The organism is Roseibium sp. HPY-6 (assembly GCF_040530035.1).
Classification (GTDB): domain Bacteria; phylum Pseudomonadota; class Alphaproteobacteria; order Rhizobiales; family Stappiaceae; genus Roseibium.
Window position 1 is genome coordinate 374,587 of the sequence record NZ_JBEWCD010000002.1, and the last position, 19,106, is coordinate 393,692.

Sequence of the window (19,106 nt, forward strand, 5' to 3'; positions counted from 1 at the left end):
CCTGATTGCAGGTTCTGATTGGTTAACACACGACGCCGGATTTACGCTCAATTAAGCCGCGCGCGGTTAGAAAGGGGACTTGAGTAAGTAGCGTCCGGATAGGTAGTGCGTTGGACTTCGTCGGCAGGATATACGAATTTTTCGAGCTGCTCGTTACAACACGGGTCTACAGCGTCTCGTTTGCGGCGACATTGGCATTTGCTTTTGCCGTGCTCATTTTCGATCTGCACAGGCGCGGCTACAGGTTCGACTGGCCCCGCCGGTTGATCCGAAGCGTCGGCGCCAATGTCGGGTTCTGGTGGGTAAACCTGCTGTTTGCCCCGATCGTGTTTCTGACAGCCGGCTATGTGAAGCAGGCCTATGACACTTTAGGCATTCCAAGCATTGATGAGACCGTATGGTCCGGCATCCCCTGGTGGCTTCTCGTTCCCTTTGCCGCCGTTTGCTATGACTTTGCGGACTATTGGAACCACCGGATCCTGCATCACAGATGGCTTTGGCCGATCCACGCGATCCATCATTCCGATCCCGATCTAAACGTTCTGACGAGCTACCGGATACACTTTCTGGAATCACTGGTCATGACGACGTCCTATATCCTTCTTCTCAGCTGGCTGGGATTCCCGACCGATGTCATGGGATACGGCGCGATCCTTCTGACCCTGCACAACATGTATGTGCACATCAACGTGGACTGGGGGCACGGTCCGTTCAAATACGTCCTTGCCTCGCCGCGCATGCACCAGTGGCATCACGCCGACCTGCCGGAAGCCTATGGCAAGAACCTGGCAAACGTCTTTCCGGTGTTTGATCTCATGTTTGGAACCTACTACGTGCCGGGCCCTTGCAAAGAACCGTTCGGTGTCCACGACGTGCCCCAGAATGACGTTGTAAAACTTATTCTCTATCCATTTGCCGAGTGGGGCCGTCAGGCAAGAGCCGGGCTTCGCACTGCATTTCGTTCAAAGAGCGCGACGCAAGACCTTCCCGAACCAGAAAAACCGGCAGATCCGGCCTGATATGTGAGAATTTCGGCCTGAACGGTTGAAAGCTGTTGTACGCGGCGTGGGACTTTCGCACGTTCAGCGGTCCAACTTGTCTCCCGGCAGGCCCTTTGAACGCATTTTGTGATGTTCGTCACATCGGACTTGCGCGTGTTTCCTCGCAGCTTAACCGGAGCTGTGCAGATTTCTGCACAGTGACACAGTCGTTAATGCGCCGCGAAAATAAAATAATCGCATATTTTTCAATGCTTTGTCGAAAATTTCGCAAACTGGCACACCCGTTGCAATTCTCCTGGCATCGGCGCCAAACACAAATTCAGCGCCCCGGAATTCAAATCAAAGCTGCCAAGCAGCACAGAGCCAGGAGATCAAAATGTCCAATATCGCTTACCTCAAAGCCACAGGCGCAACCCAAGGCGACATGACTGCAGACGCAACCACAGGCGACAGCATCGGCAACCTGTGGCAGGAAGGCCACGAAGGCCAGTCCCTCGTTTATGCCCTGGAACAGAACGCAGTCGTGCCGCGTGATCCGCAGTCCGGTTCCATCATCGCTACGCGCCGCCACTTGCCGACGACCTTCGTCAAGCCTGTCGACAAGGCAACCCCGCTCTTCTGGCAGGCACTGGCAACCGGTGAAGCGCTCGAGATCGAAGTTGAGTTCTGGCGCACGTCCACGGCCGGTGTTCAGGAGCACTACTACACGATCAAGTTCATCGACGCGGTTCTGGTGGAAGGCAAGACGATCCTTCCGGACGTCAACGACGAAGCCAACGCCTCGCGCGGCGACATCGACCAGTTCTCCTTCACCTACCGCAAGTGCGAGTGGACCCACGAAGTTGCCGGCACAAGCGCGTCCGACGATTACCGCGCTCCGGTCACCTGATTTATGTCCCGCAGGGGCCGGATCTGATCCGGCCCTGAGCTGGCAGGACTGCCTCGTCTGCCAGCCGCAGCCGCCCGGTCTTCGTGCCGGGCGGTTTGTTTTGGAAAGCAGACCTAAACATCAAATAAAAACGGCCCGGAAAACCGGGCCGCTCTCAAAATCTGGTTGGAACCAGGCTTCAGAGAATGCTCTGACCAGTCTTGGCCCAATCGGCAAGAAAGGCGTCCAGACCCTTGTCCGTCAGCGGGTGTTTCACCAGACCCTGAAGGGTTGCCGGCGGAACCGTGGCAACATCCGCGCCGATGAGCGCGCATTCCTTGACGTGGTTGGCCGTGCGGATGGACGCGGCCAGGATTTCTGTATCAAAGCCGTAGTTGTCGTAGATCACGCGAATTTCGCGGATCAGCTCCAAACCGTCGATGTTCATGTCGTCGAGACGGCCTATGAACGGCGAGATGTAGGTCGCGCCGGCCTTGGCGGCGAGCAACGCCTGGTTTGCGGAGAAGCAAAGCGTAACGTTGGTCTTGGTGCCTTCTTCGGTCAGCTGCTTGCAGGCTTTCAGGCCGTCAAAGGTCAACGGCAGCTTGATGACGACATTGTCGGCAATCGCACGAAGCACATGCGCTTCCTTGATCATCTGATCGAACTCGGTGGCGGCTACCTCGGCGGAAACGTCGCCGCCGGTGATTTCGCAGATCTCGGCAATCACTTCCTTGAAGTCGCGACCGGATTTGGCAATGAGCGAGGGATTTGTGGTTACGCCGTCCAGGAGCCCGGTGGATTCCAGTTCCTTGATGACAGCGGTGTCGGCTGTGTCGACAAAAAATTTCATATGTGTTTGCTCCCTGTGAAGCGCCGTTTGGTCGCCAGATGCAGGCGTTTGCCTGTGGCGAAGAACGATTGCGTGGTCACTCGCGCTCTCTTTACCCTAGGATGATGACAAGAAGAACCCCTGATTCTCCGGTGGAGAAAATTTTTGTGGTACGTACCTCAAAACGAGTAACTCTTGATCCGGGACCTGGAGCAGGCAACGTTTGCGCTGCTTTGACCTGTGCTGGCGTTCCAGCGAGCAATCACCACAAGACGCCAGGAATGTGAACCCTCGTGCTGTTTGACGATCCCGAAACTGAGGAAACCATTGCCAGCGTGCTGGTGCCGGTCGCTGTGCCTGGCGCCTATACATACAAGGTTCCGGCGGGGCAGAGCGTTGTTCCCGGGACGATCGTCAAAGTGCCTTTGGGACCGCGGGAAGTTATCGGTGCAGTCTGGGATATCGAACCGGACGCGGCGATCAATCCGAAAAAACTGAAAACCATTTCGAGGGTGTACGAGACAACAAAGCCGCTCGACAAGGACTTGCGCCGCTTTGTCGACTGGGTCGCGAACTGGACGCTCGGCGCGCCCGGAATGGTGTTGCGCATGGTCTTGCGTTCGGAAGAAGCCCTGGAACCTGAACCTCCCGTGCCGGGAGTGCGACGGATCGAGGGCGCTCAGCCCGACCGGCAAACCGCGGCAAGAAGCCGGGTTCTTGCAACGATGGAAGACGGGTTTGCCTGGACCAAAAGCGGTCTTGCCCATGCCGCCGGTGTATCGCCGTCCGTGATTGACGGTCTGATCCAGCAAAGCGTGCTGGAAGTTGTTTCCATGCCGGCGGCGCCTCCTCCTCCGCGACCTCAGCTGGACTTTGCGCAAAAGGATCTAACGCCGGCACAGTCCGCTGCGGCCGAGGGTCTGGTTGATAGTTTCGACAGGGGCGCCGGTGTCTCGCTGATTGACGGTGTCACCGGGTCAGGCAAGACGGAGGTCTATTTTGAGGCCATTGCGGAAGCGTTGAGGCGCGAGCAGCAGGCACTGGTGCTGTTGCCGGAGATCGCGCTCACCGAGCAGTTTCTGCGTCGCTTTGAACAGCGCTTCGGCGTTTATCCGGCGGAGTGGCACTCGGAGATCACGCCGAAAAACCGCGCAAGGGTCTGGCGCGGTGTGGCGTCTGGCGACGTGCGTGTCGTCATCGGCGCAAGGTCGTCCCTCTTTCTTCCGTTCAAGGAATTGGGCCTGATCATCGTCGACGAGGAACACGATGCGGCCTTCAAGCAGGATGACCGGGTCCCCTACAGTGCGCGGGACATGGCGGTCGTGCGGGGCCACATCTCAGGCTTTCCTGTCGTTCTCGCCTCCGCGACGCCGTCTGTCGAGAGCCATGTGAATGCAGACGTTGGACGCTATACGCTTTATCAGCTGCCCGAACGCGCGTCGGGCGCTGCCTTGCCGGACCTTAAAGCCATCGACATGCGCAGCGATGGACCGGAACGGGGCAAGTGGCTTGCACCTCAGCTGGTGCATGCGATCAAGGACACCTTCGCGGCCGGCGATCAGTCTCTTCTGTTTCTGAACCGGCGCGGATATGCGCCTTTGACGCTCTGCCGCACGTGCGGTCACCGGTTTCAATGCGCGCATTGCAGCGCCTGGCTTGTCGAACACCGGTTTCAGAAAAAACTCGTCTGCCATCACTGCGGCCATACCGAGCCTATCCCTGAAACCTGCCCCTCCTGTCAGAGCACCAACAGCCTGGTGGCCTGCGGCCCGGGCGTTGAACGTGTTGCTGAAGAGGTGTCCGACCTGTTTCCGCAGGCACGCACCTTGATCCTGTCATCCGACCTGCCGGGTGGACCGGAGCGGTTGAAACGGGAAATGAAGATCGTCGAGGAGGGTGGCGCTGATATCGTCATCGGAACCCAGCTGGTCGCAAAAGGGCACAACTTCCCAAAGATGAAGCTGGTTGGCGTCGTCGACGCCGATCTCGGCCTTGCGCATGGCGACCCGCGCGCTGCGGAAAAAACCTTTCAGCTTCTTGCGCAGGTGACCGGTCGTGCCGGTCGCGTAACCGGCGGCGGCCAGGGATTTCTTCAGACCTACAATGCGGACCATCCTGTGATCAAAGCGCTTTATCGCGGCGACAAGGATGCGTTCTACAAGGCGGAGATCGAGTCGCGGCGGGTTGCGGGTCTGCCGCCGTTCGGCAGGCTGGCCGCTGTCGTCGTCTCCGGTCCGGACAAGGTCTTTGCAGAAGGCTACGCCCGTGCGCTTGCCCGCGCCGCTCCGTCTGATGAGGCCGTCACGTTGCTGGGGCCCGCGGAAGCAGCGCTTGCCATGGTGCGCGGGCGGCATCGCTACCGCCTACTGACGATGGCACCGCGCCAGTACGATCTCCAATCCTATTTGCGCCAGTGGCTCGGCAAGGGACCGAAACCCACCAAGGGTCTGCGTGTGCAGGTCGATATCGATCCGCTGCATTTCCTGTAGAGTAGGTGTCGCGCATTGCATAATCGGAGGAAGATCGATGACCTATGTTCAGGGATTTTTGGCACCGGTAAAGACGTCGAAGAAGGCTGACTATGTGGAAATAGCCCAACGTTCGTGGGCGCTCTTTAAGGAATACGGCGCGTTAAGTACGTGTGAGGCCTGGGGCGACTCGGTTCCAGATGGTGAAGTTACTTCCTTTCCGATGGCCGTTAAAAAGGAGGCCGACGAGACGGTAGTATTCTCTTGGATCGTCTGGCCTGACAAGGAGACGTATGACGCGGCCTTTTTAAAAATGCAGGGGGACCCGCGCTGGGAAGAGGCTATGCCGAATGCGAACGAAGTCTTCAACATGAAACGGATGATTTTCGGCGGCTTTGAACCAATCTTTCAGGACGTTCCCGACTAACGGGCGCAAAGCCGCCAATGCCAGGTTCATGACTAGAAGGCTCAGAGCGCGGCAATGATCTCGACTTCGACCAGCCAGTCTTCGCTCAGCGTCTCGGCAACGATTGTCGTACAGGGCACGACACGCCCTCCAAGCGCACGGACACGCGCGTCCTGATTGGCCTGCATATAGTCACGGTCGCGGAGATAACTGGTCACGCGGACCACGCTGTCAATGTCACCTCCGGCCTCTTGCAGGATTGTCGAGATATTGCGCCAGATCAGCCGTAGCTGACCGTCGATAGTATCAGCAGGCCTGCGGTCAGTATCCAGACCCATTGTACCACTCACGAACAAAAGCCTGTGCGGTGCGTCGATAGCGATGGCATGAATATAGTCTGGCGTTGCCTGATAAATGTCGCTCGTTGGATTAATTGGAACAAAGTTCATTTTCTAGCTCCTTTTGCCGAACAAAGAGATTGAAAAACCGCAAAGAGCAAGAATAAAATTCGGCATGAGCAGAGAAACGAAAAATTTTAAGCGGTCTGTCGTCTCCGAGCGGTCCCCGGACGGGTTTGACCGAAAGATATTAAGTGTCCTGGTGACCAACGCCGAAACGAGTTTCGCCGAACTCGGACGCATTGTCGGTCTCTCCGCACCTGCGGTTTTCGAACGGGTCAAGCGTTTGAAGAAATCCGGTGCGATACGTGCGGTGTGTGCACTTCTTCATGGACCGTCCGTTGACAGGCCCTTTTTGGCCTTTGTCCATGTCGATGTCGCGGGATGGGGCAAGGAGCAGAAGATGCTCAAGCTTGCGGATTTCCCCGAAGTCGAAGAGATGCATTCCGTCGCGGGGGACACGGGGCTCATCATCAAGGTGAGAACGCGTGATTCCCACGCCCTCGAACAGCTCTTGGCGCAGATCTATGATTTGCCCGGTGTCACAGGCACGAAAAGCTATGTGGTTCTGTCGACATTTCTCGAACGTCCTGTGCAGGCGGAAACGACGGAAGAATGGCCGACTGTAAGCCAGTTTCTGCCCCCACAAGGCTCGTGAGCCTGCGCAATTTCCTGGACTGGAAATGGACACCCTTGGCTTTGTCGCCATGGCTGCGAAACCTTTGTCCGGAAGGTCTTTTTTTCGTCCTGCAGCAAAAAACACCTAAGATTCCTTCAGAACAGTCTTTTGGCGAAGTTGCACACTGAGAAACCCTGTGCTAATTGAGGCGCGGCTTTGGGGGAACGGTTTAACCGTCATACCTTCTGACCTAGAAATCATTCATTATTTTCAATGCCTTGCGAGCGCTTGCCGTTTTGCGGGCTTGAAAAACGTCAGAGAGCACGGACCTGGTGACTGACAACGTATCTCTCGTATCCGGCGTGGCACAGCGTTATGCGTCCGCCCTTCTCGACCTGGCAGAGGGTGACGGCACTACGGCCGACGTGGAACGGGATCTGACCGCTTTCGAAGGCATGCTTGCCGAAAGCGAGGATCTCGACCGTCTTGTAAAGAGCCCGGCGTTCAGTGCAGAAGAGCAGCTTGCCGCGCTCACTGCACTTGTTGAAAAGGCAGGCATCTCGGGCCTCGCCGCAAATTTCGTGAAGCTGGCGGCCCGCAACAGGCGCCTCTTCGTTCTTCCCGACATGATCAAGGCCTTTCGCGCGCTCCTTGCCGAAAAGCGTGGCGAGGAAACGGCTGAAGTCACTTCTGCCGCACCTCTGTCAGACGAGCATGTCGCTGCCCTGAAAGAAGCCTTGTCTGCTTCCACGGGCAAAACCGTAAATCTCGCAGCGAAAGTTGATCCTGCTCTGATCGGAGGCCTTGTCGTCAAGGTCGGATCCCGCATGATCGATACGTCCCTGCGGACCAAACTCAATTCACTCAAGTTCGCGATGAAAGAGGTCGGCTGATGGATATTCGGGCCGCGGAAATTTCCGCAATCCTCAAGGACCAGATCAAGAGCTTCGGCCAGGAAGCCGAAGTTTCTGAAGTTGGTCAAGTGCTCTCCGTCGGTGACGGTATCGCCCGTGTTTATGGTCTGGACAAGGTTCAGGCCGGTGAAATGGTCGAGTTTCCGGGCGGCATCAAGGGCATGGCCCTGAACCTGGAATCAGACAACGTCGGTGTCGTTATCTTCGGCTCCGACCGTGACATTAAAGAAGGCGACACCGTCAAGCGGACCGGCGCCATCGTGGAAGTCCCGGTCGGCAAGGGCCTTCTTGGCCGCGTCGTTGACCCGCTTGGCAACCCGATCGACGGCAAAGGCCCGATCGAGGCAGCTGAAAAGCGGCGTGTGGACGTTAAGGCGCCGGGCATCCTGCCGCGCAAGTCCGTGCATGAGCCGATGTCCACTGGCCTGAAGGCCATCGACGCCCTGATCCCGGTTGGCCGCGGTCAGCGCGAGCTCGTGATCGGCGACCGCCAGACCGGCAAGACAGCGATCATCCTCGACACCTTCCTGAACCAGAAGCCGCTCCATGCCGGCGACGATGAAGACGCGAAGCTTTACTGCATCTACGTCGCTGTCGGCCAGAAGCGCTCCACCGTTGCCCAGTTCGTTAAAGTGCTGGAAGACAACGGCGCCCTGGAATACTCCATCGTCATTGCCGCAACCGCGTCCGATGCAGCTCCGCTGCAGTTCCTGGCACCGTTTGCCGGCTGCGCGATGGGTGAGTACTTCCGCGACAACTCCATGCACGCCGTGATCGGCTACGACGATCTGACCAAACAGGCTGTTGCCTATCGTCAGATGTCCCTGCTTCTGCGCCGCCCGCCGGGACGTGAAGCGTTCCCGGGTGACGTCTTCTACCTGCACTCCCGTCTGCTGGAACGTGCAGCGAAGCTGAACGAAGATCATGGCAAGGGCTCCCTGACCGCACTGCCGGTCATTGAAACCCAGGGCAACGACGTGTCCGCGTTTATTCCGACCAACGTGATTTCGATCACCGACGGTCAGATCTTCCTTGAAACGGACCTGTTTTACCAGGGTATCCGTCCGGCGGTGAATGTCGGTCTGTCGGTCTCCCGTGTGGGCTCCTCCGCTCAGATCAAGGCCATGAAGCAGGTTGCCGGCCCGATTAAGGGTGAACTTGCGCAGTACCGTGAAATGGCTGCCTTCGCGCAGTTCGGGTCCGACCTCGACGCGACGACGCAGCGCCTCCTGAACCGTGGTGCGCGCCTGACCGAGCTCCTGAAGCAACCTCAGTTCTCGCCGTTGAAGACGCAGGAACAGGTCGCGGTAATCTATGCCGGCGTGAACGGTTATCTCGACAGCTATGGTGTCGATCGCGTGAAGGACTTCGAAGAAGGTCTTCTTCTTTTCCTCCGTGGTGAGCATGCGGATCTGCTGGATGCCATCTGGGAAAAGAAAGCCCTTGACGACGAGCTGACCGGCAAGCTGAAGGCTGCCATCGACGCGTTCGCCAAGAACTTCGCTTAAGACGACACGCCGGGATAAGGAGCAGGGGCGGCCATGCCGAGCCTGAAGGACTTACGAAACCGCATCGCTTCCGTGAAGGCGACGCAGAAAATCACCAAGGCCATGCAAATGGTGGCCGCGGCGAAACTGCGTCGTGCACAGGAAGCTGCGGAGGCCGCGCGCCCCTATGCGGAACGCATGGGTGCCGTTCTGGCCAACCTCGCGGAAGCATTCGAGGGTCGCGACGACGCTCCGAAGCTGATGTCCGGTACGGGCAACGATCAGGTTCATCTCCTGCTCGTCGCCACAGCCGAACGCGGGCTTTGCGGTGGCTTCAACACCAATATCGCCAAGCTGGCCCGCGAAAAGGCACGCAGCCTGCTCGCGGACGGAAAAACGGTCAAGATCGTGTGTGTCGGCAAGAAGGGTTTTGATGCCCTGAAGCGTGAACTCGGCCAGCACGTGATCGAGACGGTGGATCTACGCAGCGTCAAGAACGTGGGCTATGCCGACGCCGATGCTATCGGCAAGAAGGTACTGGCCATGTTCGCGGACGGTGAGTTTGACGTCTGTACATTGTTCTATTCGACCTTCAAGTCGGTTATCGCGCAGGAGCCGACGGCACAGCAGCTGATCCCGGCCAGCTTCGAAAAAGACGAAGCTGAGGATCGGAGCGGTGCGCAGGCGGTTTATGAGTATGAACCGGACGAGACGGAGATCCTTGAGGATCTTCTGCCGCGCAACATCTCCGTTCAGATTTTCCGGGCGCTTCTGGAAAACGCTGCATCCGAGCAGGGCGCACGCATGTCTGCTATGGACAACGCGACCCGCAACGCCGGTGAGATGATCGACAAGCTGACGATCAACTACAACCGTCAGCGTCAGGCGCAGATCACGACGGAACTGATTGAAATTATTTCGGGCGCCGAGGCGCTCTAGCGCATTTGCGCCCGATCAGGGCGCACGTGCCGGACTAACAACATTGTCGATCGACTCTTCCGGACAAATGCAAAGGCATGGGAAGCAAGTTGATCTAACGGGATCGAGACGAGGATTAGGGATATGGCTGACAAACAGGTCGGACGAGTCACCCAGGTCATCGGCGCCGTTGTCGACGTCAAGTTCGATGACCATCTGCCGTTGATCCTGAACGCTCTAGAAGCTGACAACCAGGGTGTAAGACTGGTGCTCGAAGTTGCACAGCACCTTGGCGAGAACACGGTTCGTACCATCGCGATGGACTCCACCGAGGGCCTGGTGCGCGGACAGGACGTTGTCGACACTGGTGCACCGATTGCCGTGCCGGTAGGCGACGGCACTCTGGGCCGCATCATGAACGTGATCGGCGAGCCGGTTGACGAAGCCGGTGACATTCCGCACTCCGACAAGCGCGGCATTCACCAGGAAGCTCCGACGTTCATCGAACAGTCCACGGAAGCCGAAATTCTGGTGACCGGCATCAAGGTCGTCGACCTTCTCGCGCCTTACGCGAAGGGTGGTAAGATCGGCCTGTTCGGCGGCGCAGGCGTCGGCAAGACCGTTCTCATCATGGAACTGATCAACAACGTCGCTAAGGCGCACGGCGGTTACTCCGTGTTCGCTGGCGTCGGCGAGCGGACCCGTGAAGGCAACGACCTCTACTGGGAAATGATCGAATCCGGCGTGAACAAGGAAGGCGGCGGAGAGGGCTCCAAAGCGGCCCTCGTTTACGGTCAGATGAACGAACCTCCCGGAGCGCGTGCACGTGTTGCGCTGACCGGTCTGACGGTTGCCGAGCATTTCCGTGACGCAGGCCAGGACGTTCTGTTCTTCGTCGACAACATTTTCCGCTTCACCCAGGCCGGCTCCGAAGTGTCCGCGCTTCTTGGCCGTATCCCGTCTGCTGTGGGATATCAGCCGACGCTCGCGACCGACATGGGCTCGATGCAGGAACGCATCACGACAACGAACAAGGGCTCGATCACGTCCGTTCAGGCCGTTTACGTTCCGGCCGATGACTTGACTGACCCGGCGCCGGCATCGACCTTCGCCCACTTGGACGCTACGACGGTTCTGAACCGCGCGATTGCGGAAAAAGGCATCTACCCGGCAGTGGATCCGTTGGATTCCACCTCCCGCATGCTGGATGCCCGCATCATCGGCGAAGAGCACTACAATACGGCACGTGCCGTTCAGGGTACGCTGCAGCGCTACAAGGCCCTGCAGGACATCATCGCCATCCTCGGCATGGACGAGCTCTCGGAAGAAGACAAGCTGACCGTGGCACGCGCCCGTAAGATCGAGCGCTTCCTGTCTCAGCCGTTCTTCGTTGCTGAAGTCTTCACAGGTTCTCCGGGCAAGCTGGTTTCCCTGGAAGACACGATCAAGGGCTTTAAGGGTCTTGTCGACGGTGAATACGACCACCTTCCGGAAGCTGCCTTCTATATGGTTGGTTCCATCGAGGAAGCTGTCGAGAAAGCTCAGAAACTGGCTGCCGAGGCTGCCTGATCTCAGGATTGACCGGACGCCTGAAGGGGCGTCCGGTATTTTCTATGTATGATGGCCGCGCCATCGAAACGAAGACTGACAAGGAAGACGCCAAATGGCTGAACTTTTCCAGTTCGAGTTGGTCTCCCCGGAGCGCCAGCTCATCTCAGAACAGGTGGCCGAGGTTGTTGTTCCCGGTGCTGAAGGCGAATTCGGCGTTCTGAAAGACCACAGCCCGTTCATGTCCAGCATTGCGCCGGGTATCCTGAAGGTGCGCAAGGACGGCGACGCCTGGGACGAGTATTTCGTGCGCGGCGGGTTTGCCGATGTCGCGTCTGGAGGCTTGACCGTTCTGGCAGAGCAGGCTGTTCCGGTTGCCGAAATCAGCCGCGAGCAGCTTGATCAGGCAATCAAAAACGCTGAAGAAGATGCTGCCGACGCAAAGGACGACTCAGCCAAACAAAAAGCGGATCGCACGCTTCGCCGCTTGAAGGACGTCGCCGAGGCTTTGAAGCAGGTCTGACGCCAAACCAAATCAGAGTTTCAAAACGCGGTCCGGCTTCCGGGCCGCGTTTTTGTTTGGCTTGACGCCAAAGCAGCAGAGCGCATTCAAGCCTTCAAAGCGGGGCGCTCGTCGTCGAAATCCCTAAACCTGAAGTCGTTTCTGCCTTTATTTTTAACGTCATAGAGCGCGATGTCGGCATTTTTGATGATCGCGCTCGCGTCGGTGACAGCGGTGCATATCGGCGAAATGCCAATGCTCACCCCAATTGAAATCGACTTGTCCTGGATGGAAAAAGGCATCTGTATCTTGCGCACGATACGGCTTGCAATGACTTCGGCGACCGTTCGGGTCGAGCGGTCCAGAATGATGCCGAACTCGTCGCCGCCAAGCCGCGCGACAAGATCGGAGGACCGAACACAAGCCTTCAGCCTTTCACTGACCTGCATGAGAAGGTCATCACCTGCATCGTGACCATAGGTGTCGTTGACCGGTTTGAACTTGTCCAGATCAAGCAGCATCAGCGCGCTTTCAGTATCCGTATCCAGCCTTTGGAGAACATCTTCCAACCTGCCATTGAACAGGGTTCGGTTGGCGAGCCCGGTGAGCGTGTCATGATGCGCGGCGTACTCGATTTTCTGGACGGCGAGCTCGGACTGCGTCACGTCTTCATGCGTTCCGATCCAGCCACCGCCGGGAAGGGGCGCGTGAACGGCACTGATAAATTTGCCGCCGGGATGTCTGAACTTGGAGCGAACGACTTCGCCGGAAGACAGGCGAATGAGCAGGTCCCGGACATGCTCGCGTACATCGCCCTCGAATTCGCCGCGCTCCTTTTCGGCGTCAATCAGCTCAACAAGGGTGGCACCGACCCTGACGTCTGCTTCCGGTTTCTCAAAGATATCGATGTATTGCTTGTTCCAAAGCTTCAAGCGTCCATCCTTGTCGAAAACGCTGACGCCTTGGCGCATATTGGCAAGGATTGCCTCGAGTTCTTCAGAACGCAATCGTGCAGTGCGTTCGTTTTCCGCCAGCTGCTCTTCAAGCTGTTTTCGGTCGGTTACATCAAAGAAATTGTAGACGAACCCACCGGACGGCAACGGCGTTCCGCGGATCTCCAAAAACGCTCCGTTCGCAGCGCTTCGCACATAACTGTGTGGTTTGTTCCGGTCATAGGAATGGAATTTCTTAAGCGCAAGGTGCTCCGGATCCCCTTCGCCATAGTCTCCGCGTTCGGCATTGAACTTCAGGTAGTCCAGCAAGTGAAGTTTCTGATCCACGAAATCCTGCGGGTAGTCGAGGAGGCGCGCGAACTCCGTGTTTGCGGATCCGAGCTGAAAGTTCTGATCGTAATATGCAAACCCGCCAGGAAAATTGTCGAAAATGGCCTGCAGCGTGTCAGCCTGCTCTTTCGTCTCTGTGATATCTGCAACCGAGACAACAATCCCGTCCAGTCCGTTCTCGCCCAGGGGATCTATCGGGCGCGCATTGAGGCGGACCCATGTCAGACCGCCGCGAGCGGGTGACTGCAGGCTGGCGACAAGGTCGGTGACGGCTTCGGGATCTCGAATTGCGAGTTCAAAGGGATCGCTGATTTCCAGACCGTCCAGCGATGCGCATGTGAGCGAGAGATCGAGGTCGTTGATGCTGGCGCCTGTCAGCGAACGGCTCATGCTCCCCAGGAGCTTTTCCGCCATCGGGTTGGCTGACTCGATTTTTCCCGATCGGGACAGGAGGAGGATACCCTCACTCAGCGCATCGAGCGTTGTTCGTTGAATTGCTTCCGCTTGCCGGGCTGCCAGCTCCTTTCGCTTGCGATCCGAGATATCGAACAAGCTGAAGACAAGACCCCCGTTTGGCAGAGGAGTTGACCGGATGTCCAAAACGGTTCCGTCTCCTGTCACACGTTCCATCTGGACGGGTTTTCCGCTCATGAACGGCGCATACCTGTGTTCAACAACAGTGTCGACGTCACCGGGCTCATGATTTTCCCTGCGCGCGACATGCGTCATCACGTCTTTCAGATTGGGTTTTTCAGCAAGCAAGGCACTGGGCAATTTGAAGGACTTCTTGAATGCGTCATTGCAGCTTTCAAGCCGCATGGCTTCGTCGAAGTAAACCATTCCGCCAGGGAAATTGTCGAAAATTGCCCGTAACGTATCGCCGTTGCGTTTGGTCTCAGTGATATCAGTCAGTGAAAAGACGACACCATCGAGGCCGAATTCATTTGCGTTGTCGATCGGTGCAGCATTGATCCGAAGCCAGATTCTCTTGGCGTCGGCATTCCGTTGAACCTGAACGACGGTGCCGCTGACTTCGTCCGGCGTCGTAACAGCTTGTCGCAGCAGGTCCTTTGGATCAAGGCTTTGTCCGTCTTCGGACTGAAAAGCAAGATCAAGATCCTGAAATTTCGATCCGGCTATTTCGTCTTGCGCGTATCCCAGAAGGTCGGCACCGGCAACGTTAATTGATTGAATACGTCCGGATCTGGTGAGGAACAGAACTCCTTCTGACAGTGTATGCACAACGGCTCTTTGCAGGGCTTCGGAATATCTGACGGATTGTTCGGTTCTCTTGCGGTCGGTAACGTCCTGAAAAGCACCAACGAGCCGAATGACCTCACCGTCTTTGAAAACCGGCCTGCCTACCGCTCGAACCCAGATGTCGCGCCCTTTTGCAGTAACGAAGGGCAACTCTATATCCCAGCCAATGCCGTGTTCGATTGCACCCTGAACGGCTTTGGAGATCGTGTCCCGGCTGTCTGGCGGATAAAATGACAGCGCAAAGTCCACCGTTGGTTTGAAGTCCGCCGGAACCTCGTGAATTTCTTTGGTTTTCTCGGTCCACGTGAGCGTATTGGTACGGATGCACAGTTCCCATCCGCCAACGCCGGAGACGTTTGTGACCTCTTCCAGAAGCTCGCCTTCAAGCGCAGCAAGTTCGTGTTTTTGAGCAGCTTCACTGAGCGCGGCTTCTTTGTCGAGACGTAATTTGTGTGCCTTCAAAAGGCCTTCCACCACTGTTCCCAGCCTGCGCAGTTGATCGAGTTGCTGTTTCGAAGGCGCATGCGGAATGCGGTCGATGACACACAACGTACCAAGACGATGTGTCCCGTCGATTGAAACGGGGCAACCGGCATAAAACCGGATATGCGGTTCACCCGTGACCAGTGGGTTGTCCTTGAAGCGCGCATCCTCGAGGGTATCGGGGACGACAAACAGATTGCCAGACAAGATCGCATGCTGGCAGAAAGAGACGTCGCGGGCCGTGCCGTCAACGGTCAATCCACACTTGGCCTTGAACCATTGTTCATCTTCGGAAACGAGCGAAACCAGTGCAATCGGACAGTCGAATATCGCAGCGAGTGTTTCGACAACGGCGTCGAATTCCGGCAGGCTTTCAGATCCGATAATCTGAAGTCCGTGCAGGGCTTTCAAACGCTCCTCTTCGTTGTCCGGCCGAAGGATTTTCATTCTGCGATTCGCCTCCTAAGGGCATCTTTCGACGCCCGTCGGTCATTTCCACGGCCTCATTATGAGAGGAGAAGCGCAACAAATGATTAAGTTTGCCTACTTTTCGGCCAAGCAAGCCGGCATGAAAGTCAGCGACGAAAGCCGTTTTTGCTTTTCACTATTATTTGTTTTCTACCCACATTTTTTTGAAGGTCAAAATAAATTTGAAGATAAGTTGCGAACCAAAACTTTAGATGGAAGATGAATGAGAGAAAGCCATTAGTTGCATTCCAGGTTTCTGATTTCCCGAAACCTGGTTCTGCCATCGCCCTGACGGATATCATCGCTCGACGAAGTACTTGAACCCGTCACGGCCTTCGTTTTTCACCTCGTAAAGCGCAAGATCGGCTCTTTTGAGCGCTGTATTGGCCCCGCGCTCGTTCTCGGCGATGGATGCAATACCGACACTGCCGCTTATCTCGATAATGTGTCCGTCGATGGTGTAAGGGGCCTTCAGTTTTTCCACGACGCGCCGGGCAATCTTGGTGGCAAGGCTTCGTTCACCGTCAGGGTGTTGAACAATGATCGCAAATTCGTCTCCGCCGAGCCGGGCGACAGTGTCATTTGACCGAACGCATTCCTTTAGTCGTTTCGCTGCCTGGATGAGCAGCTTGTCGCCGACATCATGGCCGTAGGTATCGTTGACCGGTTTGAACCGGTCCAGATCGATCATCAACAGATCGCTCGCTTCGTCATACCGTTCGGCCCTGTCGATCGCTTCGTCAAGTCTTGCGTTGAACAGCGTCCGGTTTGCCAGGCCTGTGAGAGTGTCGTGGTGGGCGGCATATGTAATCTTTTCGGTCGCCTTTTCGCGCGACGTGATGTCTTCGTGGGTTCCAACCCAGCCACCGTCGGGCAGGGGGGTGCGGACAATGCTGATGATGGTGCCGTTCGGGTGCTTGAACGTGGTCTTCACAACATCGCCAGCATCGAGCTTGGCCTTGAGTTCCGCATAGAAGGTGGAAGGGTCGCCCTTGAATTCACCGCGTTCTTTTTCACGTTCCAAAACGTCAATCAGGCTCATGCCTTTCTTGATCTCTGTTTCGGATTTGCCGAAGAGTTCCAGAAAATGACTGTTCCAGAGCGTGATGCACCCGTGGTTATCGAATACGCTCACACCCTGGCGCATGTTGGCGATAACCGCCTCCAGTTTGTGCAGCCGGTCGCTGGCGAGTTTCTCCTTCTCGACGAGCTGAACCTCCATATTCTTGCGCGCCGTGATATCCAGAAAACTCGAGACATTGCCCCCGTCGGGGAGCGACGTTCCCCGAACTTCCAGAATTTTGCCATTGCGCGTTTTGCGCTCATACGCGTTGAGACCACCGGTACCGAATTTCACCAGACGGTCTGATGCAATCTGCGCCGGGTCGCCGGGACCGTAGTCTCCACGATTGGCGAAGTACTGGATGACTTCGGGCAGGTCGGGTCCCGTTTCGAGGAAGCTCTGGGGAATGTCCAGCAAACGTGAAAACTCTTCGTTCCAGAATGTCAGCCGCAGCTGGCTGTCGTAATGGACCAGGCCTCCTGGAAAGTTGTCGAAGAAGATCTGAAGTGTGGCGGCCTGTTGTTTGACGTTTGTGATGTCAGTGAGCGACACCACCACGTTGTTGAGACCCTTTTCATTTGCCTCTTCAAGTGGTTTCGCGCTTATGCGCAGCCACTTCATGGTCCCGGAATGCGGTTTCGTCAGCTGAACTTCGAGGTCGAGAACCCTGTCAGGTTCCAATGTCGCAAGCTGGAGCGGACTGGTTCGATCGCCGCTGGAACTGAAAAAATCTTGCAGGCCAATATCAAGGTCATTGACGTTTGCGCCATCCAACGCGGATTGCTCGCACCCCAGAAGCTCGCAGGCAGCCGGGTTCACCGACAGTATTTTACCTGCCTTGCTCAGCAGTAGAACACCTTCCCGCAAGGCTTCGAAAGTCGTCCGTCGCAAATATTCGGATGCGACGATTTCCCTTTGTTTGGGCTTATCGTCGGCAATAGGCTGAACCGCACCGACAACCCGGTTCACGATACCGTTCTCGAAAACCGGACGACCGGTCATATGGACCCAGGTGTCTGCATGGTCAGCCGTCAGCAGACGCATTTCAAGGTCAAACTCGCGGCCGGCGCGAACGGCCGAATTCATGGCCTTCTCAAAAGCCTTGCGGCTTTCCTCGGCGTAAAAGGACAGCATTGCACGAAGGTCAGGGTCAAAGTCTTCGCGCGCTGCGTGAATGTCATGTGTCCGGGACGTCCACACAAGGCGATCGGAAGCAATTTCATATTCCCAGCCGCCGACACCGGAAACCTGTGTAATCTTGTCGAGCAGTGCCTGGTTTTGTCGCGCTTTGTCGCGCTCGCTGGCTGCCTGATGCAGCGCCGCTTGTGTTTCGTTGCCGGCTTTGTGGGCTTTGAAGAGACCCTCGACCACCTGAGCGGCGTTCTTGATGTGCTCGACATCGGCTTGGGTGACCGAATGTGGTTTCGTGTCCATGACACAGATGGTTGCGACCCGGTGCTTGCCGTCCAACTTGACCGGGCATCCCAGATAAAACCGTGCGCCGAAGTCCCCTGTTACGAGCGGAATGTCCCGGAATTTCTCGTCCTTTGTTGCATCTGGAACAATCACGACGTCGTCGGACAAAATTGTCTGACCGCAAAACGAATTTTCGCGCGGGACTTCATTTACGTTGAGGCCTACAGCGGCTTTAAACCAGATTTCATCCTGATCGACGACGGAAATGACCGAGACGGGGCAGCCGAACAGCTTGGAAGCGTTTGCGACAACGGCATCGAATTCGGGCAGTCGTTCTGTGTGAAGAATGGAAAGTCTGTGAAGAGCTTCCAGCCTTTCTTCTTCAACTTGAACCTGCGCGAGCGTCATGGTCGACACCAACTCCGTTGTTAGAGCGCCGCATACCAGCCTAGTAAACAGTATCGATTTAATTTCAAGTGTTCCGCAATAAACTCAGAATTGAATTAGATATAGGTAATAATTACAAGTAGTCGCAGAAATCTGCTAAGAAATGAACCCTACTATTGTTTCTGCAAAAAGAACACTTGAGAATTTCAAGAATGTCAAAAAACGGGATGTCGCGAGCATTTGTAATACGAAATCTATACATAAATTGTTGTCACTAAAGTATTTTTCGTTCAATCGGATTGTAAGAGGCGCAAAACAAAAAACCCGGCCGAATGGCCGGGTTCAAGGAAACGTGGCATGCACCACGTATCATCTGCTTAATTCAAAGGCAGTTTTGCTTATTATGCAGCACGCCGGAAAGAAAGGCTCATGCCACCACCTGAGCGGTTGCGACGGCGTTCTTCTGGCGGGATGTAGACGATAGCGCGGTGTTCGGCGCAATAGGATTCACCCGGTTCGATGCGCGTGTTGCACGGGAATACATAACTTCCTGCATCGCCTTCTGCCCACTTGCAGCAGCCCGGACGCGGGAGGGACATGTCAGCCATTTTGTTCTTCCTTCTCTTACAAGCAACAAAAGCGCTCGAGCATCCTCGGGAAGAGAGGATCCGAACAGCTTTCGATAGAAATCGGATATAATCGGCGCCCGGGACGTCATACGTTGTCCAACCCACAAGGAGTGCCCTTCAGCAAGCGCAAGGGTTAAATAAGCGGCACGTCACAAA

The 19,106-nt window shown here is 56.4% G+C and carries 16 protein-coding genes; 11 read left to right on the plus strand and 5 right to left on the minus strand.

Going from position 1 to position 19,106, the window contains the following annotated elements:
• Positions 1 to 110 precede the first annotated feature (110 nt).
• Together ABVF61_RS13160 and ABVF61_RS13165 are read left to right on the plus strand one after the other, a co-directional pair.
• A complete protein-coding gene (locus ABVF61_RS13160; protein ID WP_353994009.1) occupies positions 111 to 1,019 on the plus strand; it encodes a sterol desaturase family protein in 909 nt (302 codons plus the stop codon).
• A gap of 358 nt (positions 1,020 to 1,377) precedes the next feature.
• Positions 1,378 to 1,890 carry an Hcp family type VI secretion system effector gene (locus ABVF61_RS13165; RefSeq protein ID WP_299473606.1) on the plus strand — a complete coding sequence of 171 codons (513 nt, stop codon included), beginning with the start codon at positions 1,378 to 1,380 and terminating at the stop codon, positions 1,888 to 1,890.
• Between the two features lie 178 nt (positions 1,891 to 2,068).
• Here the strand turns inward: ABVF61_RS13165 and fsa are convergent, their stop codons facing one another.
• Entirely contained in the window at positions 2,069 to 2,722 is a 654-nt protein-coding gene (gene fsa, locus ABVF61_RS13170) for a fructose-6-phosphate aldolase (protein WP_353994010.1), read from the minus strand.
• 272 nt (positions 2,723 to 2,994) lie between these two features.
• On the opposite strand from fsa, the gene ABVF61_RS13175 reads away from it, so the two are divergent.
• Together ABVF61_RS13175 and ABVF61_RS13180 are read left to right on the plus strand one after the other, a co-directional pair.
• On the plus strand, positions 2,995 to 5,190 hold the full coding sequence (locus ABVF61_RS13175; RefSeq protein ID WP_353994011.1) for a primosomal protein N': 2,196 nt from the start codon (positions 2,995 to 2,997) through the stop codon (positions 5,188 to 5,190).
• Between the two features lie 37 nt (positions 5,191 to 5,227).
• The gene (locus ABVF61_RS13180) at positions 5,228 to 5,596 is read left to right on the plus strand and encodes a DUF1428 domain-containing protein (RefSeq protein WP_353994012.1); all 369 of its coding nucleotides are present in this window, start codon (positions 5,228 to 5,230) and stop codon (positions 5,594 to 5,596) included.
• Positions 5,597 to 5,637: 41 nt separating this feature from the next.
• Here the strand turns inward: ABVF61_RS13180 and ABVF61_RS13185 are convergent, their stop codons facing one another.
• Positions 5,638 to 6,024, minus strand: a complete 387-nt coding sequence (locus ABVF61_RS13185) for a RidA family protein (protein ID WP_353994013.1) — start codon at positions 6,022 to 6,024, stop codon at positions 5,638 to 5,640.
• A gap of 64 nt (positions 6,025 to 6,088) precedes the next feature.
• On the opposite strand from ABVF61_RS13185, the gene ABVF61_RS13190 reads away from it, so the two are divergent.
• From ABVF61_RS13190 to ABVF61_RS13215, 6 genes are all read left to right on the plus strand, one after another.
• A complete protein-coding gene (locus tag ABVF61_RS13190; RefSeq protein WP_353994014.1) occupies positions 6,089 to 6,631 on the plus strand; it encodes an Lrp/AsnC family transcriptional regulator in 543 nt (180 codons plus the stop codon).
• A gap of 293 nt (positions 6,632 to 6,924) precedes the next feature.
• Complete coding sequence (locus ABVF61_RS13195; protein WP_353994015.1) at positions 6,925 to 7,485, plus strand: F0F1 ATP synthase subunit delta; 561 nt, start codon at positions 6,925 to 6,927, stop codon at positions 7,483 to 7,485.
• Positions 7,485 to 9,014: a F0F1 ATP synthase subunit alpha gene (gene atpA / locus ABVF61_RS13200; RefSeq protein WP_353994016.1), complete on the plus strand. Its 1,530-nt coding sequence runs from the start codon at positions 7,485 to 7,487 to the stop codon at positions 9,012 to 9,014. Before ABVF61_RS13195 ends, atpA begins: the two co-directional genes overlap by 1 nt.
• A 33-nt stretch (positions 9,015 to 9,047) precedes the next feature.
• A complete protein-coding gene (locus ABVF61_RS13205) occupies positions 9,048 to 9,932 on the plus strand; it encodes a F0F1 ATP synthase subunit gamma (protein WP_353994017.1) in 885 nt (294 codons plus the stop codon).
• 123 nt (positions 9,933 to 10,055) lie between these two features.
• Complete coding sequence (gene atpD, locus ABVF61_RS13210; protein ID WP_502949963.1) at positions 10,056 to 11,480, plus strand: F0F1 ATP synthase subunit beta; 1,425 nt, start codon at positions 10,056 to 10,058, stop codon at positions 11,478 to 11,480.
• 94 nt (positions 11,481 to 11,574) lie between these two features.
• Complete coding sequence (locus tag ABVF61_RS13215; RefSeq protein ID WP_353994018.1) at positions 11,575 to 11,982, plus strand: F0F1 ATP synthase subunit epsilon; 408 nt, start codon at positions 11,575 to 11,577, stop codon at positions 11,980 to 11,982.
• A gap of 86 nt (positions 11,983 to 12,068) precedes the next feature.
• Here the strand turns inward: ABVF61_RS13215 and ABVF61_RS13220 are convergent, their stop codons facing one another.
• Positions 12,069 to 15,434, minus strand: coding sequence for a PAS-domain containing protein (locus tag ABVF61_RS13220; protein ID WP_353994019.1), 3,366 nt, complete (start codon positions 15,432 to 15,434; stop codon positions 12,069 to 12,071).
• Positions 15,435 to 15,516: 82 nt separating this feature from the next.
• Here ABVF61_RS13220 and ABVF61_RS13225 point away from each other — a divergent pair, with 82 nt between their 5' ends.
• Positions 15,517 to 15,678: a hypothetical protein gene (locus tag ABVF61_RS13225; protein WP_353994020.1), complete on the plus strand. Its 162-nt coding sequence runs from the start codon at positions 15,517 to 15,519 to the stop codon at positions 15,676 to 15,678.
• Between the two features lie 75 nt (positions 15,679 to 15,753).
• On the opposite strand, the gene ABVF61_RS13230 is transcribed toward ABVF61_RS13225, so the two are convergent.
• Together ABVF61_RS13230 and ABVF61_RS13235 are read right to left on the minus strand one after the other, a co-directional pair.
• The gene (locus ABVF61_RS13230; RefSeq protein ID WP_353994021.1) at positions 15,754 to 18,342 is read right to left on the minus strand and encodes a PAS-domain containing protein; all 2,589 of its coding nucleotides are present in this window, start codon (positions 18,340 to 18,342) and stop codon (positions 15,754 to 15,756) included.
• Between the two features lie 380 nt (positions 18,343 to 18,722).
• Entirely contained in the window at positions 18,723 to 18,929 is a 207-nt protein-coding gene (locus tag ABVF61_RS13235) for a hypothetical protein (RefSeq protein WP_353994022.1), read from the minus strand.
• Positions 18,930 to 19,106 lie beyond the last annotated feature (177 nt).